The organism is Candidatus Omnitrophota bacterium (assembly GCA_014728045.1).
In the GTDB taxonomy this organism is placed as follows: Bacteria; Omnitrophota; Gorgyraeia; order Tantalellales; family Tantalellaceae; genus WJMH01.
This window is the reverse complement of record WJMH01000022.1, coordinates 69,044-94,905: the sequence shown is the minus strand read 5'-3', so window position 1 is coordinate 94,905 and position 25,862 is coordinate 69,044. Positions and strand designations below refer to the sequence as shown.

Sequence of the window (25,862 nt, the reverse complement as noted above, 5' to 3'; positions counted from 1 at the left end):
TCCCTTTTAGAGACACCGATCACCTTCTCATCATCCAGTAATCGTCACTGTTAAAGAACTCAGCGTTCTCCAGGAACGTTTCGGGCTCTTTTATGAAACCCAAAAGTTCGTCAATGAGATTGTAATGCATCTGTTCCTCGTCGGCTATCTTCCTGAAAAGCTCTTTTTCCCGGGAATCCTCCGTTTCCTCGGATTTTTCCAGATAAAAATCCCTGGTCTTCTCTTCCACTTCAAGAGCTTTGCCGTAAAGCTCCTTCTGGGACATCTCCTCCTCGAAAGGATTACCTTTCTCGGCAAAGGACTGGAAGGTCTTCCTCGCCTCTTCCATGACCTGGGTTGCCGGGAAGTCTTCTGTTTTTCCCTCTTTCATGCCCTTGAAGACATTGAAATGCTTTACCTCATCGTCCGCCAGCATGTTGAATATGTTCCTGCAGCCCTCGTTGTCGGTTTTCTCCGCAAGTTCCCGGTAATATTTCTCTCCTTCTTTCTCTAGTTGCATCGCGAAATCAAAAGGGTTCATGCCATCCTCCTTTTTTAAAAACATTTCTCTCCCTCAGCTTTAACGCACTTGTCCCTGTCACATCTGTAACATATCTCGTTCTTCAGATACCCTCCCTCAATAAACTCCCTTACATTGGAAAGGGTGGTCTCCGCTATATTGGCGAGTGCTTCTTTCGTGAAAAAACCCTGGTGCGAAGTTATGACCACGTTATGGAAAGTCATGAGCCTGGCGAGCACATCATCGCTTATGAAAGATGAAGAAAGGTCCTCGTAGAAAAATTCGCTTTCCTCCTCGTAGACGTCAAGACCGGCGTAAGCTATTTTTCCCGTCTTCAGGTTCTCGATAAGCGCCTTGGTATCTATCAGCTTCCCTCTTCCGGTATTGATGATCATGACACCGTCTTTCATGGCGCCGATACTTTCCTGGTTTATGATATATTCTGTCTCCCTGGTAAGCGGGCAGTGTAACGAGATGATATCGGATTTGGCGTAGAGCGTCTCCAGATCGACATATTTAAAACCCATGCCGGAAGCTTCCTCTTCATCCGGCTTGGGGTCGTAAGCCAGCAGATTCATCCCAAAACCCTTGAGTATCTCCAAGAGGGTTTTTCCTATCCTTCCGGTACCTATCACTCCCGCGGTCTTCCCGTGCATGTCGAACCCCATCAGGCCGTTTATCGCAAAATTGTTGTCCCGTACCCGGAAATAGGCCCTGTGTATCTTTCTGTTAAGGGTCATCATAAGCGCAACGGCATGCTCGGCGATGGCGTACGGCGAGTATTCGGGAACCCTCACGACATGTATCCTGTCATACACCGCGTCGAGGTCAACGTTGTTGTATCCTGCCGAACGCAGCGCGACGAGTTTAACCCCAAGTTCCGACAGCTTATCCGCCACCGCTTCGCTTACCATGTCATTAACAAAGATGCTTATAATGCGGTAGCCCCTGGCAAGATCGGCGGTATCCTCGTTGAGGCGGTTATTCAGGTATTTAAGCTGGAAACCGTATTCCCGGTTAGCCTCCCCGAAGAACTGCCTGTCATAGGGTTTGGTGTCGAAAAAAAGGATCTTCTCGTCTTTCAAAACACCTCCTTATCCAAGATATTTCTCGTAAACTTCTTTCCTCCAGGCAAGTTGCGTACCCGCGGCCTCGACGCTGGCGATGAGAAGTGCTTCTCTTACCTGCTGTTTGGTGCATCCCACTTCCAGCGCTTTTTTGATGTGTTCCTCGGTACAGTGCGGGCAGCGGAACACACAGGCAAGCGCGGCCATCAGCAGTTCCCTTGTTCTATCGTCGAGCACGCTCTTTTCCTTGCAGGCAAGGTAAAAATGATTGAAAGCTTTGCCGAGCTCGGTGTCTTTCATGTACCAGGGCTTTTTTTCGCTCATTTCGAAGCACCTCCTTGAATGGTCTTTCGGCAGCAACTGGACGGGGCTTTGGTCATATCAGCCGGGAGAGTCGCTTTATATCCTGAACGCTTCGATAAGTTCGCCGATATCGATCTTGTCTATATCCTTTTCGGCGAGCGGGGTCTTCTCCGAAAGGCCGCTCTTCTGGCCGTAAGTCTCACTCTCGCGCCTGTAGATCACCCCTATGGGTATATCGTCCCCCCATTCGGCGGCTTTACTGTAGGCTGCCATCTTGTCTTGGGGGTCGTGATCACCTTCTTCGCTAAGTTTGTATATCCTGTCCTTGTACCACTGGTGGGTATTCTTTTTGTTGAACGAAACGCATGGCTGCATAACTTCCACGAGTGAGAACCCCTTGTGGCGCACGCCCTTCTGGATCATATCCGAAAGGTGGTCTATCTCGCCGGAGAAACTTCTTGCCACGAAAGCAGCCCCGAGGGTTATTGCCACCTGGAGCGCATGAAAAGGCTCAAGGATGACGCCACCAATCTGCACGGGCGTAACATACCCGGTATCCGTGGTCGGCGAGGCCTGCCCCTTTGTCAGACCGTATATCTGGTTGTTATGCACTAGTACCGTGATGTCAACGTTCCTGCGTATATTATGCACGAAGTGGTTGCCACCTTCGCCGTAGCAGTCGCCGTCACCGGTGGTGACTATGACCGTAAGCTTCCGGTTGGCCATCTTCGCGGCCACCGCGACCGGAAGAGCCCTGCCGTGAAGACCGTTGAAACAATTCGCCCTGACGTAGTGGGGAAGTTTCGCGGCCTGCCCTATTCCCGAGACCAGAAGCACCTGTTCAGGCGCCGTCTCAAGCCCTTCAAGAGCCTTGGTTACAGCGTTGATTATGCCGAAGTTGCCACAGCCGGGGCACCAGGCTATGGGATCGCCGCTTCTGTATTTTTCTTTTTCCACTTTTATCTGCTCCTAAAGTTGCTCGGTCAACTGGTCTGCGTTAAATGGTCTTCCGTCGTATTTCAGAATGTGCTCACTTACCCTGATACCGGTAGCCTTTCTGATAAGAGCGGCCAGTTGTCCCGAGGCGTTATTCTCGAGACATATGACCTTTTTGGCCTTCTCCAGAGCGCCAGTTACCTCTTCCGCCGGGAAGGGCCAGACCTGGGGGATGTGAACCATCCCGAAAGACTTTCCCTTGGCCTTGCAGGCCTCTTTCATCACCCCGTAGGTCGAGCCAAACCCCACCAGGAGTGTCTCTGCCTCTTCCACGGCCAAAACCGTGGGAGGGACGACCTCTTTGCGCAGGTTCTCCATTTTTTTGAAAAACCTTTTCTCCACCATACTGTCTCGTACTTCGTCCGACTCTGTTATGTGCCCTTTCTGGTCGTGTTCATCACTGTCCGCGTAAATGACGTCTTTTATCCATGAAGGCACGGCCCTCGGCGAGATACCGTCATCGGTAAGAGCATACCTTTGGTAATCCTCGATCTTCTTTGAATCTTCCCGGGATAGTGAGAACTTTCTCACCTTTATACCCCTCCCATCAAGCTTCTCAATATTGCGCATGGAATCGGCCAGATGCTGGTCGGTAAGTATGATAACCGGCATCTGGTATTTATCGGCCAGCTCGAAAGCCTTCATGGTGAGAAAAAAACATTCTTCGATCGTCCCGGGCGCGAAGACCGCTTTGGCGAACTCACCGTGCGCGCCGTAGAGAACGAAATCCAGATCAGACTGTTCGGTCCTTGTGGGAAGTCCCGTAGCAGGAGCGGGTCTCTGGGCGTCTACGATGACAACGGGCGTCTCCGTCATGCCCGCAAGACTTACGCCTTCTGTCATTAACGCGAACCCCCCTCCTGAAGTGGCGGTCATGGACCTTGCTCCGGCGAAGGAAGCACCGATCGCCATGTTGATCGCAGCTATCTCGTCTTCCGCCTGCTCGACAAGGATATCGAGCTGTTCGGAATACCCGGCCATAGCCACCATTATGCTGGTAGCCGGTGTCATCGGATACGCCGAATAGAAACTGCATCCTGACTTGACCGCCGCCAGAGCTATCGCCTCGTTGCCGTTAAGAAGAAGATCACCCGCGCATTCCTCGCACTCAACGCTGAAGATATCGTCCTTGAACTTTTCGGATGCAAGTTCATACCCTTTTTTGGCGGCGTCTATGTTCTTTTTGAGGACTTCTTCATCCTTCGCGGCGAAGACCTTGCCGAAAACCTCCTTAAGATGGGAGAAATCTATACCTGTCATTCCCGCTATCAAACCGCAGGATGCCGAGTTAACATAGATCTCGGAGCCTGCTTCCCCGGCTATCCCGTAAAGCGGAGCGTCCCGGAAAGAACCGTCTTCTTCCTCCAGTTCGAATTTTTCCCTGTCGAGGAAGAGCACCCCTTCATCGCTTAACGCGCTGCGGTGCAAGCCCACGCTTTCTGCGTTGAGTGCGATGATCATATCGGGGTTTTCCCTGAGGGTTTCGACCGGACGGGAAGAAATCCGTATCTGATAGAAATTATTCCCGCCCCTTATGCGGGACATGTAATCCATGTTTGAGAAAATATTGAATCCCGCCTTTACGAACATCTCCCCCACGGCGTGGCCTATGGTCTTCATGCCCTGACCGGCTTCACCGGTTATCCGTATTGAGATCTCTTTTTTGCTCATGGTCCGCCTTTTGCGCTTGGTCAGTCACCCAAAAGAGTGGTAAGCTCCGAGACATGTTCCTGTTCGTCTATAATGACATGCCTCAGCTCGTGTTCGAGCGTCTCGAACTCGTATTGTAGCTGGTCTCTGTTCTCAAGCACCTTCTTGTACACCTGTTTGTAAAAATCAATGGCATGCTTCTCGTCCTCGAGATTAACATTCAGGATGTCCGTCCTGTCCTTAGCATCGTGGGTTTCAGCGAGCGACATGGTAGGAACCCCTCCCAGATAAGCGCCTATCATCTCCCGGAACTTCTCTTCGTGCTCCAGCTCATCGGAGGCTATCTCCTTGAGCCTGTTTATCACCATCTCCGAACCCGGCCCGCTGACCTTCTCCGCGTGGGCTAGATACTGTATCCTCGCCGCGTGCTCCAGCTGGAGAGCCTGGTTAAGCATATCCACGAGTTCTTTTTTAATGTCGGCCATTATTACCTCCCGTTTTAGACAAGGCCTTCAGCCTTTGAACTTATCCACTATCTGCCGATACTTTTTATGTATCATCTCCCGGTCAAAATCCATCATTTCACTCAGCATGGAACTTTTTTCCTCGTCACTGAAATAATCCATGACAGGAAGAAAGAAATGCTTATCCTCTATCTCTATATGCTGCGGATAAAGGTCGGTTAGTTTCTGGAGCGCCTGCTGTATATCCTTCAGCGCGGCCTTTTTGCCGTGTTTGTACGCCTCATTCGCCTCTTCAAGTTCTCCGGTGACCTTCCTGCCGAACTTATGGTCGCTGACCAGTCCCTCCATCGTCTTCTTATGTTCGTCGCTTATATCCTTTTTCTCAAGTTCCCGAAAAAGTATATCCTCTTCCTTGCCGTGATGGCACCTGTCGGCATAGGTCCGAATGAAATCGACCGCCGCGTCTATAAAAACGGGATCGACCTTCTCCTCCTGGCCTATACGGTCGTGCCTGTCGGCTACCAGGCCGATCATCTGCTCTATGAGCCTGTGTTCCTTCATTAAAGGTCCTGCTGGTAACATGAGTATCCCTCCTTGATCTTTAAAGCTTGGACAGTGAGGCTTTTATGAAAGCCGGCAGATCCGAAGGCTGCCTGCTGCTGACAAGGTTGCCGTCCTCGACTACCTCCTGGTCCAAATATTCGGCCCCCGCATTGCTGATGTCCTGCGAGATGGATCTCCAGCCTGTCATTTTCCGGCCTTTTACCGCATCTGCGGATATGAGAAGCTGCCCGCCGTGACAGATAGAGAAAACAGGCTTGCCCTCTTCCATGAACTTTCTGACGAAGTCCACGGGCGCCTTGTGTGCCCTGAGCTTATCGGGAGAGTATCCCCCCGGTATAAGCAGAGCGTCATAGTCATCGGCGCTTGTCCCGTCCAGCGACCTTTCCACCTGTATGGTCGTGCCTTCTTTCTTGCCCTTGAGCTGTTTACCTTTTTCCAGGCCTATGTTGAAAGTCTCGTGCCCGGCATTCTTGAAAGCCTCAACCGGCTCGGTATACTCACTGTCCTCGAACATATCTTCGACTATAACGGCTATCTTGGCCATATTCTTCCTCCTTGAATACAGGCGCCGAGTGCCACCCGTCGTTTACTCCTGTTGTAGCTAAAGAGACTTATCCTACACTTATGTCCTTGGTGATCTCCCAAAGCCCGTGAAGGTTACATTTGCACCACACCTTCAAAGGACCGTGCGCATGGTCGAGCTTAACCTCGAAAGTAGCGCGGGGAAAACTCGCCCCGCCGCAGAACTGTGACCTCCCCAGGAAAGTATCCCCTGAATACAGTTCTACCCATTCTATGAAATGACCCGGCTCATTGGGGTGGTCCACTCCGTCGATACCGCCGATCGTTATATTAACCCGGAAAGGTTCGTCCTTCTTGACCTTTTCCGGAAAATCTATGACCGGCAGGTGTTTTTTCTCAAGGTCCTGCAGGTTATTTTTGTCCTTGGGTTCGTTAACACCGCATAGAACGTCATCTTCACATTTCCATTCTCTGGCCATCATTCACCTCCGTTGTATCGACTCATTCGATCTTCCTTATAGTACCGCAGGCTATCCTTTTCCCTCCCCGGCCGGCCGGGTCCGTTATGTAATCATCCGGGTTCTCATGTATCACCACTGAAGTGCCCGCACCCCTGAAAAGGGAGTTCTTCTCCCCTTCATCAAGGGTTATAAGGTCTGTTACGACTTTTTTTATCAGCGTGCCGTCCCCTTTGACGACTATATTGGGCAGGTCTCCCGCGTGGGGACCCTCCGGGTTCAAGAACCCGTGTTTGGTCCCGCCGGGATTGAAATGACCGCCTGCGCTTTTAAAATCCGGCCGGTCGCAGTTGGGGCTTTCGTGTATATGGAAAGCGTGCTCTCCCGCGGGCAGGTTGGTGATGATGATATCTATCCTCACCCCGTCCTGGGCCTCTTCGAAAAGAACGATACCCGCCCTTTCTCCCTGCGCGTTGTGAAGGTCGGCCATCGCCTTGGGTTCGTCCGAAGCTCGGGAAAAACAAGCTCCCGCCAGCAGGAGCACGCCCACCATGATCATAGTTATTTTTTTCATTGTATCTTCCTTTTATTCGGGGCAGTTATCTCATGTGTTTGCCGCTGTGCATCATGCCCCGAGCTTTGTGCATATAACCGCCTTCCTTGTACATCCCCATCCAGATATCCTTCGCTTTTTCTTTCTGATCATCGTTAAGGGTGTTCTTAAGAAGGACATAAGAATTGACAAGGTACTTGGCTTTTTCCTTCTTAATATCGTATTTTTTGTCTATCAGTTTGTTTATCTTGCCCGTATCGATATCATCTTCGTACATAGCGTCCTTGATATCGACCTTTATCTTATAGATCTCGGCTTTCTTGTCTATAAGATACTTTTTGGCCTTTACCTTTATGTCCTTTATCTGCTTGATCTGCCCGTCCGAAAGCCCCAGTTCATCCTCGTACATAAGGAGGAACTTCGCCTTCTTGAACACCTTGTCATCCAGATCCACCTTGTCATCCGGACACTCACTCCATTTGGCGAAAACGTTCTGTGCCGGCATGGCGGCCAGAATGAAAGCCAGAGACAGCACTATTACCATTAATTTTTTCATTTTTCCCCTCCTTTGTTATAAATCCTTCGTTAGATCAGCTTCCGCAGGAGCCCTTGCCGCAGGAAGTGGTGCTTTTGCCCTTTTTGGATTTCTTCCCGGAACCCTTGCCGCAGGATGACCTGTCTTTATCCGAGCTCTTCCCGGAAAGAGAGTCATACATCGACTGGAAAAACCCTTTTTTCCCTCCGCAGGAACCCTTACCGCAGCTATTCTTGCCGCTTGCGGCATGCGCTGTTATTCCCATGTTGGCCGTGAGGCTGATAATGCTCACTCCCGCAAGGATCTTGGTCAGTTTGTTTTTGTTCATCTCATCCCCCTTTGGTTAAATACAAAAGAAAAAACTTCTATTTCCGCCTGGCAAGATATCTGGCCGCTTTGAGAAGCGCCATGCAGCCCTGGCCCGCGGCTATAACGTACTGGAACTCCTGGCCCGAGGCGCAGTCGCCCGCGGCGAAAACGCCTTCTACTGAAGTCCTGCCCTGGCAGTCTATCTTGATGTGACCCTTTTCATCCAACTCAAGAAAGTCTTTCAAAAAATCCGTGTTGGGCTTTCGACCTATCTCGATTATAACTCCTTCGGTTTCGATCTTGCTTTCCTGACCGTCTTTTTTCAACCGGACCGCGTTGACCATCTTATCGCCTTCTATTGAGACTATCTCGGCGGAATTGATTATCTCGGTCTTCTCCAGGGATTCAGCCTTATCGATAAGATATTCATGACCGTTAAGTTGTTCGGCGTTATTGACGAGCGTTATTTTCTCGGCTATCTCCCTCATGAAATCGACCGCTTCAAGGGCGGAATTGCCACCGCCGGCTATCACGACGTCCTTGCCCGAGAAAAGCGGCCCGTCGCATACCGAACAGTACGTGACGCCTTTTTTGGCGAACTCATCCTCTCCCGGGACCTCAAGCTTCCTCGGGCGGGAACCGGTGGCGATTATTACCGTGGCCGTCTCGTAAGTGCCCTTGTCCGTAACCACCTTGAAGCTTTCTCCGGTCTTTTCGAGCTTCGTTACCTCTTCACCCGTTCTGGGCTCAATGCCGTTCGCTTCCAGCTGGTCCTCGAATGATTCGCTAAAGTTTTCACCATCTGTCTTGACTATGCCCGGATAATTGGTTATTTCCCCGGACTCGAAGAATTGACCTCCCAGTTCCTTAGCGATCATGAGAAAATCCATCTTTTTTCTCGCGGCATAGATTGCGGCGGTATCCCCGGCTATGCCTCCTCCTATTATAATGGTCTCATGCATTTTCTCTCCCTGTCTTTGCCTTGGTCCCCCGGGAAGAACTATTCACAACTGTGTTCTTCGCCTTCCTTGAAGTACACGTCGCATTTGGGGCAGTAAAGTCTTTTCTCGAGAGGTTCTCCGTGCTTCGAACAGTTCGGCTCCTGGCAGGTTTTTTTGCCTTTTTCATAATCCTCTTCAACAACGAAACCTCCGCAGGGTCCTGTGCATACGTATCTTATGTCAGCCATGACGTCTCCTTCTTTTTTTCAGTAAACTCGGGAATCTTCCATCAAATACTTTATATTAAGCAAGCCGGCACTTACTTGTGAAACAGGAAAGGATGGCGGTTACATACCTTTCATGACTGCCGGCTTGCTCATTTTTGCTGTTATTCTTCGCAAGTTATGGCATCAACCGGGCAACCCGCTTCTGCTTCCTTGCATTTTTCCTCGGCGCCTTCCGGGACCGGGTTATTATAAGCTGTCGCCTTATCGCCTTCCATCTTGAAAACATCCGGGCAGGTTGAGGCGCATGCGCCGCAACCGGTGCAAGTCTCCTGATCCACTTTAGCTCTCATAACTTCCCTCCTGCTGATTATCCCGCCCTACTTCCAGTACCTGGGGCGGCCGTAATAATCATACAGCCTTCCCTCGTAATCCCTGTTAACCGGTTCGGCGGGGTCGTATTCAGGGCTATCCTCTATGCTCTTTTTATCAAGATCTGCGAAAACCTCTGCGGTCGACCACTTGACCTGTTTAAGCCATAAGGGCGCTATTATCACTTTACGTCCGGGGATCCAGTCGCCCGTATCGACAACAAGATAGCGCACGTCCCAGGTCTTGTCATCTACAATGAAGTCCTTCACGCGCCCTATTTCACCGTCGGTGGCGTGTATGCGGTAGCCTTCCACTTCCCGCGCGCTGCGAAGATGCGAATCGCCCTCCTCCTTTTCGGAAAGAGCCACCTGCTCGTAGTACTCAAGCGGTATCGCACCCTCGTCCCCGGAATAAGGTTCGTTCCAGTATACCGGCCACCTGTAGTGCCGCATCATCTCCAGCTCCTTCTGGCGAGAAACGGGCTTATCCCTCTCTATGTCCGGGCTTTTTTCGATCATTTCCCTGGTAAGGACAAGAGGTACGACCTTGTTTTCGCTGTCGGGTTCGGAGGAGTTGGCTACAGGCGAAATAAGCACCTTGCGCCCCGAAAGCCACCCCCCGGTATCCACCACGAAATACTGGATGGTCCATGAAAGGTCGTCAAAATAGAAATCCACGATCTTTCCTATTTCACCGTCCAAGGCCTTAAGATTGTAGCCATTCATGCCGTTAAGGCTTCTCAACATCCCTGGTCTCCTTTCATCTCAGGTTTAACCGAAAAGTCCCATAAGATCCGACGGAAAATGTTTTTTCATCTCCTCTATTTTGCCACCGGTGACATGCTTGCGAACGACCTTCATGACGCCGTCGGTTATGCGCTTGCTGTCATATTCCTTCTGGGGCAGCTCCTCGGCCACCTTGTCGAAGAACTCCTGCTGGTCCCTGATCTTCAGGGGTTTGTTCTCGGGTTTCCAGTTCTCGTAATAGACGCCCATAAGCAGCATGGGCAGCTGCGCTGCGAAATTCGCCGCCTCCTCTACCGAGAGACGATCCCTCAAAGCGTGTAGGACTGCTCTCATCGCGGTGTACGCCTGCTGCTCATCCTCGTAATGCAGCTCTTCCTGCAGGTCCTTCAACCATTCTTTTGTTTTAATAAGAGACTGATCAAAGCTCTTTAAGCCTGTCATACCCATAGAAACCACCTCCAGTCGTTTGACTCACTCTTTCAATTATAATGTTTATTCCATACGCAACAATTGTCTTTTTCCTTTTTTTATTGACCTTTTTCCACTTTCATCCCTTGCGGGCGCCTTATTCGGCTTTTATAACGAAAAACCCCCTCGGGGTCCTTACAAGGCACGGTCCCCTGATCGCCTCCACCGCCTCCAGGAACTCTTCCTTGCTGTTCACGGGCCTTCTTCCCACATGGGTTATAACGTCAGAGACCCTTATCCCGGCCCTGTCGGCGGGAGAATCTTTCTCCACATCGGTGACGACAACTCCTTCGTCCTCGCGCAGATCGTATTTCTTGCGCATGACAGTTGTTATATCCTGGACTTTCATACCCCTGAAACGCGCCTTTTCCCGGGAAGGCATGCCTTTGGCCAGTGACATCAGGTCACTGGGCCTTTTGCCTAGCTCCGCGGTGATGGTCATCCTCCCCCGGTCACGTTTTATGCCGAGTTTGACCTTTTCTCCGGGCTCATTGGCGCTTACCTTCTCCACCAGGTCTATTGAATCCTCCACGGTCTCGCCGTTGAAGGTGAGTATGACGTCACCTACCTCTATGCCCGCCTTTTCGGCAGGAGAATCTTCGAAGACCTGCATAACTATGACACCTTCACCCAACTCGAGCTCGAGGTATTCCCTGAGGTCCTTTCCGGGATTCTGCACACTTATACCCAGCCATCCGTAGAGTACCTCCCTGCCCGCCATAAGACGGTCCAGCACCTGTTTGACCCTTTCAGCGCTGATGGCGAATCCCAGCCCCTGGAACCCGCCGGTAGTGGTCAGAATGGAAACGTTTATACCCACTATCTTACCGTTAAGGTCCACAAGAGGCCCTCCGCTGTTGCCGGGGTTTATGGCCGCGTCGGTCTGGATAAGGCTTGTATAACTGCGGTCGCGTTTGCCGACTACGGGAAGGTTCCTCCTCAAAGCGCTCACCACACCCACCGTTACGGTGGGTTCGGCCCCTTCTATCACGTACCCCAGCGGGTTCCCTATGGCCATGACCCATTGGCCTATTTTGAGGTCGGCAGCATTGCCCAGTTCGGCTACGGGAAGGTCCTCCGCGTCAATTTTGATCACCGCAAGGTCAGACCTTACGTCCGTGCCCCTGACTTCGGCATCGAACTCGCGTCCGTCGTACAACTTGATCTTTATCTTGTCGGCGTTCGCCACCACGTGTTCGTTAGTGAGGATAAAGCCTTCCTCGTCTATTATCACACCGCTGCCCAGACCGCGCTTTTTGATCTCGCCCTCGGGTATCTCGCCGAAAAATTCCTCAAAGAACTTTTTCATAAGCTCGTCCTGGGAGAACATCTGGTAATCTATTTTCTTGGTTATCTGAGTGCTTATGGAAACCACGGTTTTACCTAGAACCTCCGCGATGCGTATGGTCTGGTTCTCAAGGTCCGAGGAATATTCTTCCATATTATCGGTAACGGACTGCGCCGAGACTTTCACGCCACCAGTCACAAAGCCTGTTAAGCATCCTATTAGTATTGCGCGGATAAGCGCCGTTTTTAAACATTTCGATCTCTTCATCGTACCCCTCCTTTTATCTTGTTCCATTTATCGAGTATTTCCATGACCTCCCCGTCCGAGACATCGTACCAGTTCTGGTAAGCCTCGGCGACCGCCCTGAAAGAAGCCGGCTTATCCAGCACGACCACCTCATCCGCTATGCGTTCCATGCGTTTCGCGGTTTCAGGGCCTGTTACCGGCGCGGCAACGGTTATCCACCCGGCTTTTTTGTTTTTGAGGAGCATGATAGAAGCGTTAACCGTTGAACCCATGGCTATACCATCGTCCACCAGTATAACGTGTCTTGAAGATATCCTCGGAAGAGGAAGTCCCCCGCGGAATAGCTCAACTCTTCTATTTACTTCCTTTCTCTGATATTGGGTCACTTCCTCGACGGTATCGGCATCCAGCCATTTAAGTGCTTCCTCGTATACGTACACGCTGCCGTCCTCGGCAACCGCGCCGAAACCCGCCTCCGGCTGGTCCGGGAAAGGCAGTTTGCGTGTAACAAGCACGGAAAACTCAAGGTCCAGCCGTTTTGCCACCTCGTAACCCACTTCCACGCCTCCCCGGGGTATGGCAAGCACCAGTGCTTCCGTCGCGCTGTATTTTTCCAGAGCTGCCGCCAGCTTTTCACCTGCGTGCTTTCTGTCTCTGAACATGATCTAAACCCTCCTTCTATTCAGCGGATTGCGTATCCTCCGCCCGCTCGAGCTGCGCGGCTTCTCCGGGGATGACCTTCTCGGCCACTTCAGGCTTCTCCCTCAGAAAATACGCAAGGAAAAGCCATATTATCACGGCCCATATGATATAGCGCCAGAACCTCCCGTGGACACCTCTGCGAGCGATTTTTATATCATCTTTTTTATCCATTTTTTCTCCCTTTGTGGTTTATTTTTTCTGGCAGCGCGGGCAGAAGTAGCTGCTTCTTCCGGATATCTTTATGCGCTTTATCCCGCCGCCGCAACGCGGGCATTTCTCCTTTTCTCCCCTGGCAGGGATTATCCAGGTACGGGGAAATTTATCCGGGTCGGCTTTTTTCTCGATAGCTTTTTCAAGAATTTTCTTCATGTTCCTGTATATTCTTTTCAGGGCGTTCCCGCTAAGTTTTTTGGGCGTGGTCTTGGGGTGTATCCGCGCGTGAAAAAGTATCTCATCCGCGTAAATGTTGCCCACGCCCGATAATATCGACTGATCCATTAACGCGGATTTGACCGCCCCGATCTTGCCTTTTATTCCTTTCTTGAAATCTTCGTAGGATATCTCCAAAGCGTCCGGACCCAGATCCTTCTCGGCGATAACTTCATCCGCCGGCCCCGTCACCGAGACCTTTCCCAGGAGCCTCTGATTCATGAACGCGAGCCTGTAGCCGTTGCTGAAACCGAAAAGCACCCTGGCATGGTCGGGTTCTTTTTCATCCCCTTTGAAATATTTAAGTTCGCCCGTCATCCCGAAATGCATATAGAGACACTTATCCTTGGCAAAGGAAACAAAAAGGTTCTTGCCGCGCCTGTGCGTGGAAGTGAACTTCTTGTTCTTGAGAACCTTTGCGAGTTTTTTGGCGGATACACCCTCTAATACTTTGGCGTTCTGAACTTCTACGCTTTTTATCTTCTTGCGCATGGCTGTCGATTCGAGGTACCTTCTGTAATATTCTACGTCCGGCAATTCAGGCATACCTGGCCCCCTTGTATTCGTTGGTTACTCGATTCACTTACGCAATATACCCGCGACGTCGCAGTGAGCGGGCATCTCCCCGGCTTCAAGAGCATAAACCTTCCCTCCGTGCCTTATCGCATAGATCGCCGCCAGTTCCAGGAGGTCCTCCGAATCATTCTTTTTCGGCGAATCAAGTCTGAACGAATCATGCTCCGGGTCGTACCGTCCCCACTTGTGACGGCCAACCGCCACGAAGAGCGTCCCGACCTTCCCCCTATAGGCCTGCTGCACTATCGTTTTATGGTCGGTGGAGGCCAGCGGACTTTCTTTTCCGGCCATCATCTGGAACTTCTCCGTGTCTTCCAACCTCTTCTGCTTGAAATGCGGCTCTACTATGTTCCACGCCTCCCGGTGCAATTGCTCAGGTTTTATCCGCTCGGGATTGCCTTTAATGCCTTCTTCAAGCAGGAAATTATAGGAATTGGCTTCCCTGTAAAGCGGAAGAAGGTACTCGACCCCCGCCAGGACCAACGGGGCCTTGCTGTCGCGTAAAAAACCCTTCAAGGCATCATCGATCTTGTGCAGGTAACGCAGTATGTTCTTTTTATGTTCCCTCTTATCTCCGGCTACCCCCTGCCCGTGAAAAACGGCGGGCCGCTGGGCGCCTCCCTTGGACGGCGAAGTACGTGTATGAAACTCAATTGACTTCTGGGGCACATCGAATCTTAGGGCGGTACCCATATCCTTCGGCATGCTTTCTATATTTATCTCGTCGACCGAGAAGCGCGTGCCCCTGAAGAACCTCACCTGGTTGGCACTGAAAGCGAGTATATAGAACTCTCCCGTTTCCATGAACATTTCAAGAAGCGGTTTCACGTGGAACCGGTCGGTCACGACCACCTCCTGGGGGAATTCGACCGGAAGCCGGTAATACTTGAAAATCCCCGGTGAGAGAAATGCCGCCATCCCCTTTTCCTGGTGCCCCCAGAAGAACGTATCCTCCTGGAGCCTGTGCGCGGTCTCGTAAAGCTGGGGATACTTTTCTCTGGAAGCCTCCTTTTCGGCTTCTTCGACGAGGTTCTTGAACAATATGGGGTTTTTCCTGACCTCCCGGCCCTTGACCACCGCGGGCATGTAAATAGAGATGCAGGGGTAATCGTTTTCGTCTATCAGAGCGTTCAGGTCTTCACGAGTGAATAGATCCATTTTTTCCTCCTATCCTTGTTTAAAGCTTTTTTCTATCTGACCGATCAATAGCGGTATCAGGCTCACAATGACCGCAAGGCCCCACCCTCTGAAGTCAGGGGCGTAAAGCTGCATGACGCTGTTAAGCCCCGGCACGAACACAGCCGCGCATAGAAGAAGTATCCCCAGAAGAACGGCTAACCAGACAAAGGGGTTCCTGACCACGTCATTCGTCAAAAGCCCGGAGCCTTTCTCTCTCACGTTGAAAACGTGCCAGAGAGAGGTCAGACCGAGGGTGAGGAACGATATTGTGACAGCCGTTTCCGTGCTCACATTGAGCCATGCCCTTGCCGTATGCATCGATACCAGAACGGCAAGCCCCATGATGATCCCGTGGACGGTTATCCATAACCAGTGAGGACGGGTTATAATGGGCTCCTCCGGATCACGCGGGGGCTTTTCCATGACACGGGAACTTCCCTCGCTCACGCCCAAGGCCAATGCCGGGAAAATATCCGTTATGATGTTCAAAAAAAGTATCTGAAGGGGCAGTATGGGAAGAGGCATCTTTAACAGCGGCGCCAGTGCGATCGCGGTTACTTCGCTGACATGGCAGGGAATAAGATAGAGTATGAACTTCCTTATGTTAGCGAATATGACCCTGCCGTGCTCTATGGCGGAGATTATCGTCGCGAAGGAATCATCCTTGAGCACCATGTCAGCCGCTTCGGTGGCGACCTGCGTGCCCCTTTTACCCATGGCTATACCTATATCCGCCTTCTTCAGGGCCGGCGCGTCGTTCACCCCGTCCCCGGTCATGGCCACGATGGAACCGTCCTTCTGGTGCAGCGATATTATGTCAAGCTTGTCAGCGGGGCTGACCCTTGCGAAAATATCCGCCCGGATGAGCTTCTTTTTCTCATCATCATCCATCTGTTCCTTTTCCCGGGAGAGCTCCTTGCCCATGACCACTCTGGGGTCGGCATCCTCAACAAGATCAAGTTGGCGCGCTATGCTTCTTGCCGTAAGAGGCTGGTCACCGGTAACCATCACAAGGCGCATCCCCGCCTTGCGGCACTTTTCTATGTGAGGCTTTATCTCTTCCCGCGGCGGGTCGTAAAACCCCACAAGCCCCAGCAACACGATATCGTCGTAAGGTTCGCCTTCGGCGTCATCCCGGCTCTTTTGGGCCACGGCGAGGACCCTGAGGCCTTCTTCGGCCATTTTATCCGCCCGGCTCAACCAGTCTTTCTTCTGCTCATCCGTGAGGTCCCCCACCTCCCCTTCCGTGAGATAGACACGTCCGGAAGAAGCAATAACTTCTTCCGGGGCGCCTTTCACGGCTTCATGGAACTCACCGTCCGTCTTGTGGTATGTCGCCATCATCTTGACCTCGGGATCGAAAGCCACTTCCTTCTGTTCGGGAAGTTCTTTCACCAGATCATCTCTCTCCATACCGCATTTTCTGGCCGCTTCCAGCAAAGCCACTTCAAGAGGCTCGCCGTGAACGCTTCCGTTATCTTCATCTTCCGCGCCGAGGCTGGCATTATTGCAGAGAACCCCGTTTTTGAGAACCTGCCTCAAGCCCTCATCCTCTTGCGGGGTTATCTCTTTCCCGCCGGAGACAAAGGAACCGTTTTCGGTGATCTCGATATCCTCGTTTTTAAGAAATATCTTTTTCACGCTCATTTTGTTCTCGGTAAGAGTGCCGGTCTTGTCGGCGAATATGACGCTTGTCGAGCCCAGGGTCTCGACCGAAGAAAGCCTTCTTACCACCGCATTCTTTTTTGCCATCCTCCACATGCCCTTGGCCAGTGCGATAGTGGCCACAACCGGGAGGCTTTCGGGAACCGCGGCCACCGCAAGGGCTATGGATGTTTCAACCATGATAAAAACGGGCTTGCCGGAGAGAATGCCCATGCCCGCCAACACAACGGCTATTCCGATGGTCACCCAGATAAGATTGTTGCCGAGCCTGTTCAGTTTCTTCTCAAGAGGTGTTATCTCCTCCTCCGCCTGCTCCACCAGCGAACTTATTTCGCCGAGCTCGGTCTCCATGCCCGTTGCGGTAACTATGCCTTTGCCGGACCCGCGGCTGACCGATGTCCCCTTGAAGAGCATACTGGACCTATCGGCAAGTTCAGTTTCTTCATCTACCGCCTGAGCGCTTTTATTGACCGGGGTCGATTCGCCCGTCAGGGTCGATTCATCGGCCTGAAGCTTAGAGCATTCGTATATACGAAGGTCGGCTGAGATTATGTCTCCCCCTTCAAAGACCACAACGTCACCGGGGACCAGCTTGTCGGCGGGGATGCTGGTGATATTACCGTCCCTCAAGACCTTGGTAGAGACCTTGCCCAGCTTCTCAAGGGCCTCCATGGAACGGACGGCTTTCAGTTCCGTGAAAAATCCCACCGCCGCGTTTATGATGAGCGCAACTAGTATCGCTATACCCTGCATGTTCTTGCCGAAGACAAAGGAAAGTCCCGCCGCCAAGAGAAGCAGGACGATTATAACGCTTTTGAACTGGTTAAGAAGGACCACCCAGGGGCTCTTTTCCTCTTTCTTGCGCAGAACGTTGGCCCCATGGGTACGGCGCCTGGAATCGGCCTGGCTCTCAGTGAGACCCTTGCCGGGATCGACATCCAGCTTCTCAGCGATGCCACCGGCTTCTAAAGACCATGGTTTATGTGTTTTCTGCTTTTTCTTTGCCATTTGACTACCCGCGCTGAAGGTCCTTCAGGAATTTTCTTGAATCAACAGCCTGCTCCAGGACCTGCTCCATAGTGAAACCCCTGTCGCCCGAAAGCTCAAGCACCATCCCTCCGGAGAAACCCATTGCTTCGAGGTCTCTTACCAGCTGTCCCCAGTCGACCGTTCCCTCCCCGGGGGGCAGGTGTTCGTCCACCTCACCCCGGTTATCATTAACATGCAGCATATCGAGATATCCCGAGATCTTCTTCGGGATATTGCCCAGGGGCGAGCCTATACTGGCGTGCCCGGTATCCAGGCAAATGCCTACGTTAAGCGAGCTTACCGAGGCTATTATCCACACCAGGTCCCTGATATGCCCGAAAAGAAGGCTCGGTATCATGTTCTCCAACAAAAGCCTCATCCCACACTTCTGGCACCTTGCAGCCAGTTCCTGCACAAACTCGGCGGAGTTTTTCATGCGCTTGAGGAATTCCTCTGCCGGCGGGGCCTGGTTTTTCTCCGGCCCCGGATGTATGACGAAGTTCTTGACCCTGAGTATTTCTGCGGCCTCGGCGGCCTTCATGATCTCTTCCGCGGACCTTTCGCGTTCACCTCTATCAGGACTTGTTATGTCTATACCTTTGGCAAAAGGCGCGTGAAAAGACATCGCCTCCAGTCCGAGTTCCGAAAGCAAGGCCTGCGCTTTACGCACTTTTTCGGGATCATGATAATCCAGATGCCCCGGCGAAGAACACACCTCCACCGCCGCGAATCCGGAATTCTTTATCGGCTCGAGTACGTCAAAAATGCTCATTTTATAAAAGCAGCCTGTTGAAAGGGCTACTTGCCAGCTTTCCATCATCCCTCCTTTTCAATAAAGATAAACGGTATTTCTCAAGCCCGGGACAGTCCTTTTCACAGTAGCAGAACTTGCGCGGCAATTCACATCCAAAGGTATCGAGCTTATCGGTCCCCAGGAATATGCCGCTGGTTATGACCCTGCAGTAAAAGTCCGCGCGGAGACCGGCGTCATAGTGGTACCAGAGATCGCCCCACGCGTGGTCACGTTCGTACTTGGACCGCATGATGCCGGCAATATGCCTGGGGTGCCATCCCAGAGAGAGCAGTATCTTTACCAGATAATCGATGCATACAGGCTTCAGCAGAAGGTCATTGGGTTCGGTCAGGATCTTCCTCGCGCAGGGAGGCAGCGCGCTCAGCGAAAAAAGGTCATACGTCCTGGGCCACTCTGAAGGACGGCACTGTTCCCGGGAAAAGAACCAGTCATGATAATATTTCACCCTGGACCTTTCGTAGTCCATGATAAGCTTTTCCATCTCGACAGAAGTATCCGGTATATGCGCGTCCGAACCGGCAGCCAGGTCCAGTATCCTCTCGGGGTTATGCGTCACTTCTGCAAAGAGGCTCGTATCCAGTCCGTCACCGGGTATCGCGCAGGAGAGGCCCGTCTTGGGCCCGATGCCCCCTTCGGACAGGACATCCTCTTCCCAAGGTTTAAGGTACAGACTGAACGGCAGCCTTATCATTCTGGTATGCAGAGGATCTCCGTATTCGGAAATATCCACTATCAGGGCCTCCCAACCGCGCTCGCATTTTTTCTCCGGCGAACAGAACGGTTTTACGGGAATCTCTGTCCCTAACGAGCCCGATACGAGCACGCGCCAGACCAGGGATTCCAGTACGAGCCCGAGCCCCGAATAGGCCTTAGCAAGATCCCTGGTTATGCTCTCACCTTCGGGGCCGTGTCCCATCCGGTAGAACTTCGCCAGATACCTGGAAAGATGCCCGCAATCCTTAAGTTTCTTGAAAGCCTCCGAGTCCTGCCTGAGGAGCCAGGTGAAGTGGTGGCCCCTGCCGGTCACCAGGTGAAAGGGCGCTATCCCGTACTGGGCGAGTATCTTCTTTATGGTATCCACAAGAGGAACCTGCAGCGAGAAACTTCTTTCCTGGTCCAGGTAGGGTTCCGCGGGAAAGTCAAAGTTCACGTACTCGATATCAAGATGCGCGATAAGGTATTTCTTATCCCATAATGACCTTCCCACATCGGACTGCCCCCCCAGGAAGAAATCCAGTTCGCTCGGCTTCTTTATGGTCTTGAGCTTGGTCCAGCTGTCACAGCGCGTGACATAAATCGCCGTAGCATCCTCCAGGGTCTCTCCCCCGAGGTACTGGGCCATTCTTTTCTTTACAACCGGGGCCTCGTAATAATCGGAGACCCCGGAAGTATTATTTTTCCACGACAAACGATATTTTCGCATTTACTCTGTATTGGGTTATTTTGTTATCCTCGACTATCGCCTGGAACTCCTTTATATAGATGTTCTCTATATTGTTCACGGACCTGCCGGCTTCTGCGAGCGCCTGGTTGGCGGCGTCTTCCCAGCCTTTGGGCGATTGCGCAAGAACTTCAATGACTTTGACTATGGACATCCTTACCTCCCTGTTATTTGTTCCTTTTCTTCAACTTCTTCTCTATTTTGGATACCGCTTTTATTACCTCTATAACACTGTCCGGGTTCAGGGAAAGAGAATCAATACCCCGGCTGACAAGGAATTTCGCGAAGTCGGGATAATCGCTCGGAGCCTGACCGCAGATACCTACCTTCGTCTTGTTCTTGTGGGCTCTGTCTATAAGGTCGCTTATTGCGCATTTAACCGCCTGGTTCCTTTCGTCGAATATCTCGGCGAGCTGCTCGTTATCCCGGTCCGTGCCCAGGACAAGCTGGGTAAGGTCGTTGCTGCCCACGGAGAAACCGTCGAAACGGCGTGCGAACTCATCAGCCAGGATCACGTTGGAGGGAACTTCACACATAACGTATACCTCAAGCCCTTTACACCCCCTTTCAAGGCCGTTATCCTTTAAGACATCAAGGACCCTGTCGGCCTCCTCGAGGGTCCGGCAGAAGGGGATCATCACCAGAACGTTATCGAATCCGAGTTTTTCGCGGGCTTTTCTGACAGCCCGGCACTCCAGTCCGAACCCCTGCCTGTATTCATCGCTGTAATACCTGCTGGCGCCGCGGAAACCCAGCATGGGGTTATCCTCTTCCGGTTCGAAAAGCTCCCCGCCGATAAGGTTCGCGTATTCATTGGTCTTGAAATCGCTCATCCTGACTATCACCTTCTCGGGATACTGGGAGGCGGCGATCTTTCCTATCCCCCTCGCGAGATGGTCTATGAAATATTCTTCCTTGTTACTATAGCCCCGGGTCAGCTGCTCTATTTCTTTTTTCAGGGACTTATCCTCCAAGTCATCGAACCCGACGAGTGCCATGGGATGTATCTTTATTATGTTGTTGATTATGAACTCCATCCTGGCCAGACCGATACCTTTACAGGGCAGCCTCCACCACCTGAAAGCCGCCGATGGGCTGGCTATGTTCATCATGATACTGGTACGAGTCTCGGGTATCTTCTTAATATCCACCTCCGATTCCTCGTAATCCAGAAGCCCCTCGTAAACGTTACCTGTCTCTCCCTCGGCACATGAAAGCGTGATCTGCTGCCCGTCTTCGAGCCTGTCTGTCGCCTCCCCCGTTCCTACGATAGCCGGTATCCCCAGTTCCCTGCTCACTATGGCTGCATGCGAAGTGCGCCCGCCCTGGTCGGTGATTATCCCGGCCGCGCGCTTCATTATGGGCACCCAGTCCGGGTCGGTCATCCCCGTTACTAGCAGAGCGCCTTCTTCGAACCTGTCTATTTCATCCGCGTTTTCTATGACCTGCGCCTTCGCGGCGGCCACGGCCTCGCCTATTGCTATACCCTCGAGCAGCTTCTCTCCCTTCTCGGTGAGCCTGTAAGTTTTGAGATTGCCCGCTTCCTTCTGGGACTGTACCGTCTCGGGGCGGGCCTGCACTATGTAAAGTTCACCGTCTTCCCCGTCCTTGGCCCATTCTATATCCATGGGCTTCTCATAATGTTCTTCTATCTGCCGGGCCCATTTGGCAAGCTTAAGTATCTCCCCGTCACCGAGAACGAAAGAACGCCTCTGCTTCCGCGTAGTATCGACATTTTTGGTCGTTTTGCTGCCGCCTTTGGAATAGACCATTTTCTTTTTCTTCTCACCAAGGGACTTCTCGATCACCGGCTCGAGCCCTTTCTTGCCGATAAATGGCTTGAACACCCTGTATTCATCAGGATTAACGGCTCCCTGGACTACATTTTCCCCTAGCCCCCAGGAAGCGTTTATGATGACAACGTCCCTGAAGCCGGTCTCGGTGTCTATTGAGAACATGACCCCGGAACCGCTTCTATCGGCCCTTACCATTTTCTGAATGCCCACCGAAAGGGCGACCTTCATATGATCGAAACCCTGCTCCTGGCGATAACTTATCGCCCTGTCGGTGAAAAGGGAAGCGTAACACTTACGGCAGGCTTCGAGAACGTCATCCGCCCCCGAGACGTTAAGGAAAGTCTCCTGCTGCCCGGCGAAACTCGCCTCCGGCAGGTCTTCCGCGGTAGCGCTGCTTCTGACCGCCACACTCATCTGGTCGGAATCATGCTTCCTGCAGAGATCGGCATAGGCCTTCTTTATCTGCTCGGCTGTTTCTTCAGGGAACTCAGTATTAAGAAAATACCTTCTTATGGCTTTACCCGCCTTATCGAGTGAAGTATCTCCCTCCTTAAGCTCCCTGAGCTTTGTCTTTATCTTTTCATCGAGGTCACCTGAGTTGATGAACCCGCGATAGGCTTGAGCGGTGGTCGCGAATCCTCCCGGGACACGTATTTTCTGCTTTTTCATGGAGCTTATCATCTCACCCAGTGAGGCGTTCTTGCCTCCGACCAGAGCGACATCACCCGAATCTATCTCATCGAACCACTTTATGGAACTATTCGATCTTTTTTTGGTCATCCTTCCTCCATCTATCTGTTCTTGAAAAACACCATCGCTACCGCTACCAGTACCCCCACAGCGAGGGTGAGCACCGTGAACTTTCGGTTCTCCTTTTCGATCGACGGCAGGAGATGGCTTGCCCCGGCATAGACCAGGGCGCCGGCCGATACCGCTAACGCAAGACCCAGCTGCGGGACGCCGATCTTTGTGATGAAAGGGTATCCCAGAAGAACACCCAGTGGTGTGGTAAGACCCGCGGCGATAAAAGCGTAGACCGCGCTCCTTCCCCTGGAAAGACCCCCGCTTTTAAGCATGCTGTAGCTTACTATGCCTTCCGGGAATTCATGCAGGACCATGCCTATGGCCGCGAGCACGCCCGTCAGGACATCCACCTTGAAGGTCACCACGTATATCAGGCCATCTATGAACGAATGCAGACCTATCCCTATTATGGGGATCATGCCCGTAACATAAGGTTCGCATTCGTATTCCTCGCAGAAATACATCTTCATCATCCTGTTGACAAGGTACAGCCCAAGGAAACCCGCCAGCAGAAAACCCGGGGAGGAGCTGTTCATGCTGAAGGATTTCGGGATAAGGTGCAGAAACGATACCGATATGAGTATTCCCGCGGCAAAACTCATCATATACACCGAACGGCCCTTGCTCCACTCACGGAAGCGGCTTATCGTGAATATGCCCGCGGCGGTAACGACACTTGCAAGTATACTGGCTGTGAGGGGCTGCCAAAGCAACGGATACCTCCTTATTTATTCGGCTGTGAAGGTTCGGATATCTTTTCCAGGGTCTCTTCGGCCAGTTTCACGTCGCCTCTTTCGGCGATATCCCCCAGTGAGACCATGCCCACCAGCTCGTTATCACGGCTGACCACCGGTATCCTCCTGACCTTCTTCGATTTCATCATTTTCGCCACGGCGGCGATATCCTCATCCTCATAACAGGTGACCACCTCGGTGCTCATGGTGTCGCCGGCTTTCGTTCCAGCGGGGTCTTCGCCCCGCGCAACCGATCTTATGACTATGTCCCTGTCGGTGATCATTCCCATAAGCAGCTTGCCGTCATAGACGGGTATACTCCCCACGCCCAGGTCCTTCATCTTGCCGGCTACCTCTTCGAGCATAGTATCGGGCCTCACCGTTTCAACGCCCTTTGTCATGAGCTCATTTACTTTCATAACACACCTCCGTATTATGATCTCACCATCTTCTTGAACTTCTTCTCGTCTATGGTCTTGATCTTCCTTTTTTGGGCTTCTTCCAGTTTGGATCCGGGATCTTCCCCGACAACCACGTAATCGGTGTTATCGCTGACGCTGGATGTAGCCCGTCCCCCCAGATCCTCGACCACCCCCTTGGCCTCATCCCGGGTGAAGTCATCAAGCTCCCCGGTAAAAACGAAAGTCTTGTCCCGGAAGGACTTTTTCTTTTTCTTCTTCGGCATCTTTTTGATCTCAAGACCGGCCCTTTTCAGTCTTTTTAACGTTTTAAGGTTCTCTTCACGGCTAAAGAACTCCTTAACACTTTCGGCGATCTCATCTCCCACTTCAGGAGTTTTCTTGAGGTCCTTAAGATCCGCTTTCTTCAGCTTTTCAAGAGTGCCGTATTTTTCAGACAGGACCCTGGCGATATGGCCCCCGACATGGTGTATCCCCAGCGCGTAAAGGAACGTATCCAGCCGGGCCTTTTTGGAATGCTGTATGGACTTTTTAAGTTTACCGGCGGATTTATCCGCGAAACCCTCGAGCTTCTTTATGTCTTTTTTCTTGAGTTTATAGAGATCTGCCATGTCGCTTACCATACCCCTGTCGACAAGATTCTTTATGGTCTCTTCCCCCAGATTCTCGATGTCCATCGCCTCGCGCGAAGCGAAGTGTATGATCCTGCCGGCAAGCTGCGCCTTGCAGGAAAGCCCCGCCGGACAGAAGTAATAAGCGCCCTGCCTAAGGACCTTGCTCCCGCAGGAAGGACATTTTTTCGGCATGTGGAATTTCTTTCCGCGTTTTTTCCCTGATCTTTTTATCCTCTTGACCACTTCCGGGATAACATCACCCGCTCTCTGCACCTTGACCTTATCTCCGGGGCGCACGTCCTTTTCGCGGACCTCGTCAGCGTTGTGCAGGGTGGCCCTGCTTATGGTAACCCCGCCGACATCTACCGGCTGCAAGAGAGCCACCGGTGTCAGCATGCCGCTTGCTCCTACCTGGACGACTATGTCTTCCAGGGTGGTCGCCTCCTCCCGCGGGGAGAACTTCCAGGCGAGCGCCCATTTGGGGTTCCTTTCCCTTGTCCCCAGCTTCCTGCGCTTTTCCATATCGTCGACCTTTATTACGACTCCGTCGATCTCGTAATCGAGCTTGTCTCTGTTTTTTTCCATTTTCCCGTGGTATTTCTTGATATCAAAGAAAGAAGTGCATTTGCTGTTCTGGCTATTGACCTTAAGCCCCCATTTTTGAAGCTTTTCCAGGGTCTTGAGGTGTGAATCAAAATCTTCACCCTTGCATTCCATGACTTCGTAAACGAATAGATCCATCGGTTTACCCGCCACCTTTTTAGGGTCAAGCTGCCTCATCAGTCCGGCCGCGGCGTTACGTGGATTGGCGAAGGGGTCCTGCCCGTTCTCTATCCGCTGCTTGTTAAGCTTCTGGAAACCATCCTTGCGCATAAGGACCTCGCCCCGGACTGAAAGAAGCTCCGGCGCCTCCCCCGACCCCTGAAGCTCCGGCAGTACGCTGCCAATGGTCATGAGGTTGCGCGTTATATCTTCACCTTTTCTGCCGTCACCCCTGGTGGAACCTGTTTCGAACCTGCCGCCCTTGTATACAAGTTCCACAGAAAGACCATCGAACTTGGGTTCGGCAAGGTAAATGACTTTCCCGGAGATCTTTTTTTTGACCGAATTATGAAAATCCTTGACCTGCTTCTCTTCAAGCGCGGCTTCGAGACTGAGCATGCTTGAGCGGTGTTTGACCTTCTTAAGTTCATCGACGGGCTCGGCTCCAACGCGCCGGGTGGGGGAGTTCTCCTTCTTCAGGTCCGGATAAGCTTCCTCAAGCTCCTCAAGCCGCTTGAAGAGCTTATCGTATTTTGCGTCGGATATCCTGGGCTTGTTCTTCACGTAATAAAGATAATCGTGGTAATTGATACCTTCCCTCAAAACTTCGGCCTGTTCTTTAGCCTCTTTCTTGCTCAGCTTTTTAACATCCTTGAACTTTGTTTTGGGATCTTTTTTGAAATCCATGTTCTT

General features: G+C 51.9%; 30 protein-coding genes. All 30 read right to left on the bottom strand.

Annotation, left to right across the window (positions count from 1 at the left end; genetic code table 11):
- Positions 1-19: 19 nt before the first annotated feature.
- Positions 20-544, bottom strand: a complete 525-nt coding sequence (locus tag GF409_07840; protein MBD3427122.1) for a hypothetical protein — start codon at positions 542-544, stop codon at positions 20-22.
- A complete protein-coding gene (locus tag GF409_07835) occupies positions 535-1,584 on the bottom strand; it encodes a 2-hydroxyacid dehydrogenase (GenBank protein MBD3427121.1) in 1,050 nt (349 codons plus the stop codon). The genes GF409_07840 and GF409_07835 overlap by 10 nt, the downstream gene beginning before the upstream one ends.
- 9 nt (positions 1,585-1,593) lie before the next feature.
- Complete coding sequence (locus GF409_07830; protein ID MBD3427120.1) at positions 1,594-1,890, bottom strand: carboxymuconolactone decarboxylase family protein; 297 nt, start codon at positions 1,888-1,890, stop codon at positions 1,594-1,596.
- Between the two features lie 75 nt (positions 1,891-1,965).
- The gene (locus GF409_07825; protein ID MBD3427119.1) at positions 1,966-2,826 is read right to left on the bottom strand and encodes a 2-oxoacid ferredoxin oxidoreductase; all 861 of its coding nucleotides are present in this window, start codon (positions 2,824-2,826) and stop codon (positions 1,966-1,968) included.
- A 12-nt stretch (positions 2,827-2,838) separates the two neighbouring features.
- Positions 2,839-4,536, bottom strand: a complete 1,698-nt coding sequence (locus tag GF409_07820; GenBank protein MBD3427118.1) for a 2-oxoacid:acceptor oxidoreductase subunit alpha — start codon at positions 4,534-4,536, stop codon at positions 2,839-2,841.
- A gap of 20 nt (positions 4,537-4,556) precedes the next feature.
- Positions 4,557-5,000 carry a hypothetical protein gene (locus tag GF409_07815; GenBank protein MBD3427117.1) on the bottom strand — a complete coding sequence of 148 codons (444 nt, stop codon included), beginning with the start codon at positions 4,998-5,000 and terminating at the stop codon, positions 4,557-4,559.
- Positions 5,001-5,027: 27 nt separating this feature from the next.
- Positions 5,028-5,561, bottom strand: a complete 534-nt coding sequence (locus GF409_07810) for a cation-binding protein (protein MBD3427116.1) — start codon at positions 5,559-5,561, stop codon at positions 5,028-5,030.
- Positions 5,562-5,580: 19 nt separating this feature from the next.
- Positions 5,581-6,087 (bottom strand): DJ-1/PfpI/YhbO family deglycase/protease, encoded by a 507-nt coding sequence (locus GF409_07805; GenBank protein ID MBD3427115.1) that lies wholly within the window; start codon positions 6,085-6,087, stop codon positions 5,581-5,583.
- Positions 6,088-6,154: 67 nt separating this feature from the next.
- The gene (locus GF409_07800; protein MBD3427114.1) at positions 6,155-6,544 is read right to left on the bottom strand and encodes a hypothetical protein; all 390 of its coding nucleotides are present in this window, start codon (positions 6,542-6,544) and stop codon (positions 6,155-6,157) included.
- A gap of 22 nt (positions 6,545-6,566) precedes the next feature.
- The gene (locus tag GF409_07795; protein MBD3427113.1) at positions 6,567-7,097 is read right to left on the bottom strand and encodes a superoxide dismutase; all 531 of its coding nucleotides are present in this window, start codon (positions 7,095-7,097) and stop codon (positions 6,567-6,569) included.
- 25 nt (positions 7,098-7,122) lie between these two features.
- The gene (locus tag GF409_07790; protein ID MBD3427112.1) at positions 7,123-7,632 is read right to left on the bottom strand and encodes a hypothetical protein; all 510 of its coding nucleotides are present in this window, start codon (positions 7,630-7,632) and stop codon (positions 7,123-7,125) included.
- A gap of 34 nt (positions 7,633-7,666) precedes the next feature.
- On the bottom strand, positions 7,667-7,939 hold the full coding sequence (locus GF409_07785) for a hypothetical protein (protein MBD3427111.1): 273 nt from the start codon (positions 7,937-7,939) through the stop codon (positions 7,667-7,669).
- A 37-nt stretch (positions 7,940-7,976) separates the two neighbouring features.
- Positions 7,977-8,882 (bottom strand): thioredoxin-disulfide reductase, encoded by a 906-nt coding sequence (locus GF409_07780; protein MBD3427110.1) that lies wholly within the window; start codon positions 8,880-8,882, stop codon positions 7,977-7,979.
- A gap of 38 nt (positions 8,883-8,920) precedes the next feature.
- On the bottom strand, positions 8,921-9,109 hold the full coding sequence (locus tag GF409_07775) for a hypothetical protein (protein ID MBD3427109.1): 189 nt from the start codon (positions 9,107-9,109) through the stop codon (positions 8,921-8,923).
- Positions 9,110-9,249: 140 nt separating this feature from the next.
- On the bottom strand, positions 9,250-9,438 hold the full coding sequence (locus tag GF409_07770; protein MBD3427108.1) for a ferredoxin: 189 nt from the start codon (positions 9,436-9,438) through the stop codon (positions 9,250-9,252).
- Positions 9,439-9,465: 27 nt separating this feature from the next.
- Entirely contained in the window at positions 9,466-10,203 is a 738-nt protein-coding gene (locus tag GF409_07765) for a PRC-barrel domain containing protein (GenBank protein ID MBD3427107.1), read from the bottom strand.
- Positions 10,204-10,227: 24 nt separating this feature from the next.
- Complete coding sequence (locus GF409_07760; protein MBD3427106.1) at positions 10,228-10,650, bottom strand: DUF2267 domain-containing protein; 423 nt, start codon at positions 10,648-10,650, stop codon at positions 10,228-10,230.
- A 118-nt stretch (positions 10,651-10,768) separates the two neighbouring features.
- On the bottom strand, positions 10,769-12,253 hold the full coding sequence (locus GF409_07755; GenBank protein MBD3427105.1) for a PDZ domain-containing protein: 1,485 nt from the start codon (positions 12,251-12,253) through the stop codon (positions 10,769-10,771).
- A complete protein-coding gene (locus tag GF409_07750) occupies positions 12,223-12,867 on the bottom strand; it encodes a phosphoribosyltransferase (protein ID MBD3427104.1) in 645 nt (214 codons plus the stop codon). The genes GF409_07755 and GF409_07750 overlap by 31 nt, the downstream gene beginning before the upstream one ends.
- A 16-nt stretch (positions 12,868-12,883) precedes the next feature.
- Positions 12,884-13,078 carry a hypothetical protein gene (locus tag GF409_07745; protein ID MBD3427103.1) on the bottom strand — a complete coding sequence of 65 codons (195 nt, stop codon included), beginning with the start codon at positions 13,076-13,078 and terminating at the stop codon, positions 12,884-12,886.
- A gap of 18 nt (positions 13,079-13,096) precedes the next feature.
- Positions 13,097-13,882, bottom strand: a complete 786-nt coding sequence (gene mutM / locus GF409_07740) for a DNA-formamidopyrimidine glycosylase (protein MBD3427102.1) — start codon at positions 13,880-13,882, stop codon at positions 13,097-13,099.
- 33 nt (positions 13,883-13,915) lie between these two features.
- Positions 13,916-15,070, bottom strand: coding sequence for a hypothetical protein (locus GF409_07735; protein ID MBD3427101.1), 1,155 nt, complete (start codon positions 15,068-15,070; stop codon positions 13,916-13,918).
- Between the two features lie 9 nt (positions 15,071-15,079).
- Positions 15,080-17,764 carry an HAD-IC family P-type ATPase gene (locus GF409_07730; protein MBD3427100.1) on the bottom strand — a complete coding sequence of 895 codons (2,685 nt, stop codon included), beginning with the start codon at positions 17,762-17,764 and terminating at the stop codon, positions 15,080-15,082.
- 4 nt (positions 17,765-17,768) lie between these two features.
- Positions 17,769-18,605 carry a TIM barrel protein gene (locus GF409_07725; GenBank protein ID MBD3427099.1) on the bottom strand — a complete coding sequence of 279 codons (837 nt, stop codon included), beginning with the start codon at positions 18,603-18,605 and terminating at the stop codon, positions 17,769-17,771.
- The gene (locus GF409_07720) at positions 18,559-20,007 is read right to left on the bottom strand and encodes a hypothetical protein (protein MBD3427098.1); all 1,449 of its coding nucleotides are present in this window, start codon (positions 20,005-20,007) and stop codon (positions 18,559-18,561) included. The genes GF409_07725 and GF409_07720 overlap by 47 nt, the downstream gene beginning before the upstream one ends.
- Positions 19,991-20,194: a dodecin domain-containing protein gene (locus GF409_07715; GenBank protein ID MBD3427097.1), complete on the bottom strand. Its 204-nt coding sequence runs from the start codon at positions 20,192-20,194 to the stop codon at positions 19,991-19,993. Before GF409_07715 ends, GF409_07720 begins: the two co-directional genes overlap by 17 nt.
- A 13-nt stretch (positions 20,195-20,207) precedes the next feature.
- Positions 20,208-22,616, bottom strand: a complete 2,409-nt coding sequence (gene ppsA, locus GF409_07710; GenBank protein MBD3427096.1) for a phosphoenolpyruvate synthase — start codon at positions 22,614-22,616, stop codon at positions 20,208-20,210.
- Positions 22,617-22,627: 11 nt separating this feature from the next.
- Complete coding sequence (locus GF409_07705; GenBank protein ID MBD3427095.1) at positions 22,628-23,353, bottom strand: ZIP family metal transporter; 726 nt, start codon at positions 23,351-23,353, stop codon at positions 22,628-22,630.
- An 11-nt stretch (positions 23,354-23,364) separates the two neighbouring features.
- A complete protein-coding gene (locus tag GF409_07700; GenBank protein ID MBD3427094.1) occupies positions 23,365-23,793 on the bottom strand; it encodes a CBS domain-containing protein in 429 nt (142 codons plus the stop codon).
- A gap of 14 nt (positions 23,794-23,807) precedes the next feature.
- On the bottom strand, positions 23,808-25,856 hold the full coding sequence (ligA, locus tag GF409_07695; GenBank protein MBD3427093.1) for an NAD-dependent DNA ligase LigA: 2,049 nt from the start codon (positions 25,854-25,856) through the stop codon (positions 23,808-23,810).
- Positions 25,857-25,862: the final 6 nt, after the last annotated feature.

Excerpts from the sequence above, each read along its gene's own strand:
- GF409_07765 (MBD3427107.1), bottom strand. The coding sequence starts at position 10,203 with ATGTTGAGAAGCCTTAACGGCATGAATGGCTACAATCTTAAGGCCTTG.
- GF409_07830 (MBD3427120.1), bottom strand. The coding sequence starts at position 1,890 with ATGAGCGAAAAAAAGCCCTGGTACATGAAAGACACCGAGCTCGGCAAA.
- GF409_07795 (MBD3427113.1), bottom strand. The coding sequence starts at position 7,097 with ATGAAAAAAATAACTATGATCATGGTGGGCGTGCTCCTGCTGGCGGGA.
- GF409_07715 (MBD3427097.1), bottom strand. The coding sequence starts at position 20,194 with ATGTCCATAGTCAAAGTCATTGAAGTTCTTGCGCAATCGCCCAAAGGC.
- GF409_07725 (MBD3427099.1), bottom strand. The coding sequence starts at position 18,605 with ATGATGGAAAGCTGGCAAGTAGCCCTTTCAACAGGCTGCTTTTATAAA.
- GF409_07755 (MBD3427105.1), bottom strand. The coding sequence starts at position 12,253 with ATGGAACAAGATAAAAGGAGGGGTACGATGAAGAGATCGAAATGTTTA.
- GF409_07790 (MBD3427112.1), bottom strand. The coding sequence starts at position 7,632 with ATGAAAAAATTAATGGTAATAGTGCTGTCTCTGGCTTTCATTCTGGCC.
- GF409_07785 (MBD3427111.1), bottom strand. The coding sequence starts at position 7,939 with ATGAACAAAAACAAACTGACCAAGATCCTTGCGGGAGTGAGCATTATC.
- ligA (MBD3427093.1), bottom strand. The coding sequence starts at position 25,856 with ATGGATTTCAAAAAAGATCCCAAAACAAAGTTCAAGGATGTTAAAAAG.
- GF409_07770 (MBD3427108.1), bottom strand. The coding sequence starts at position 9,438 with ATGAGAGCTAAAGTGGATCAGGAGACTTGCACCGGTTGCGGCGCATGC.
- GF409_07700 (MBD3427094.1), bottom strand. The coding sequence starts at position 23,793 with ATGAAAGTAAATGAGCTCATGACAAAGGGCGTTGAAACGGTGAGGCCC.
- GF409_07780 (MBD3427110.1), bottom strand. The coding sequence starts at position 8,882 with ATGCATGAGACCATTATAATAGGAGGAGGCATAGCCGGGGATACCGCC.
- GF409_07730 (MBD3427100.1), bottom strand. The coding sequence starts at position 17,764 with ATGGCAAAGAAAAAGCAGAAAACACATAAACCATGGTCTTTAGAAGCC.
- GF409_07820 (MBD3427118.1), bottom strand. The coding sequence starts at position 4,536 with ATGAGCAAAAAAGAGATCTCAATACGGATAACCGGTGAAGCCGGTCAG.
- GF409_07815 (MBD3427117.1), bottom strand. The coding sequence starts at position 5,000 with ATGGCCGACATTAAAAAAGAACTCGTGGATATGCTTAACCAGGCTCTC.
- GF409_07800 (MBD3427114.1), bottom strand. The coding sequence starts at position 6,544 with ATGGCCAGAGAATGGAAATGTGAAGATGACGTTCTATGCGGTGTTAAC.
- GF409_07810 (MBD3427116.1), bottom strand. The coding sequence starts at position 5,561 with ATGTTACCAGCAGGACCTTTAATGAAGGAACACAGGCTCATAGAGCAG.
- GF409_07805 (MBD3427115.1), bottom strand. The coding sequence starts at position 6,087 with ATGGCCAAGATAGCCGTTATAGTCGAAGATATGTTCGAGGACAGTGAG.
- GF409_07760 (MBD3427106.1), bottom strand. The coding sequence starts at position 10,650 with ATGGGTATGACAGGCTTAAAGAGCTTTGATCAGTCTCTTATTAAAACA.
- GF409_07840 (MBD3427122.1), bottom strand. The coding sequence starts at position 544 with ATGTTTTTAAAAAAGGAGGATGGCATGAACCCTTTTGATTTCGCGATG.
- ppsA (MBD3427096.1), bottom strand. The coding sequence starts at position 22,616 with ATGACCAAAAAAAGATCGAATAGTTCCATAAAGTGGTTCGATGAGATA.
- GF409_07750 (MBD3427104.1), bottom strand. The coding sequence starts at position 12,867 with ATGTTCAGAGACAGAAAGCACGCAGGTGAAAAGCTGGCGGCAGCTCTG.
- GF409_07735 (MBD3427101.1), bottom strand. The coding sequence starts at position 15,070 with ATGGATCTATTCACTCGTGAAGACCTGAACGCTCTGATAGACGAAAAC.
- GF409_07745 (MBD3427103.1), bottom strand. The coding sequence starts at position 13,078 with ATGGATAAAAAAGATGATATAAAAATCGCTCGCAGAGGTGTCCACGGG.
- mutM (MBD3427102.1), bottom strand. The coding sequence starts at position 13,882 with ATGCCTGAATTGCCGGACGTAGAATATTACAGAAGGTACCTCGAATCG.
- GF409_07775 (MBD3427109.1), bottom strand. The coding sequence starts at position 9,109 with ATGGCTGACATAAGATACGTATGCACAGGACCCTGCGGAGGTTTCGTT.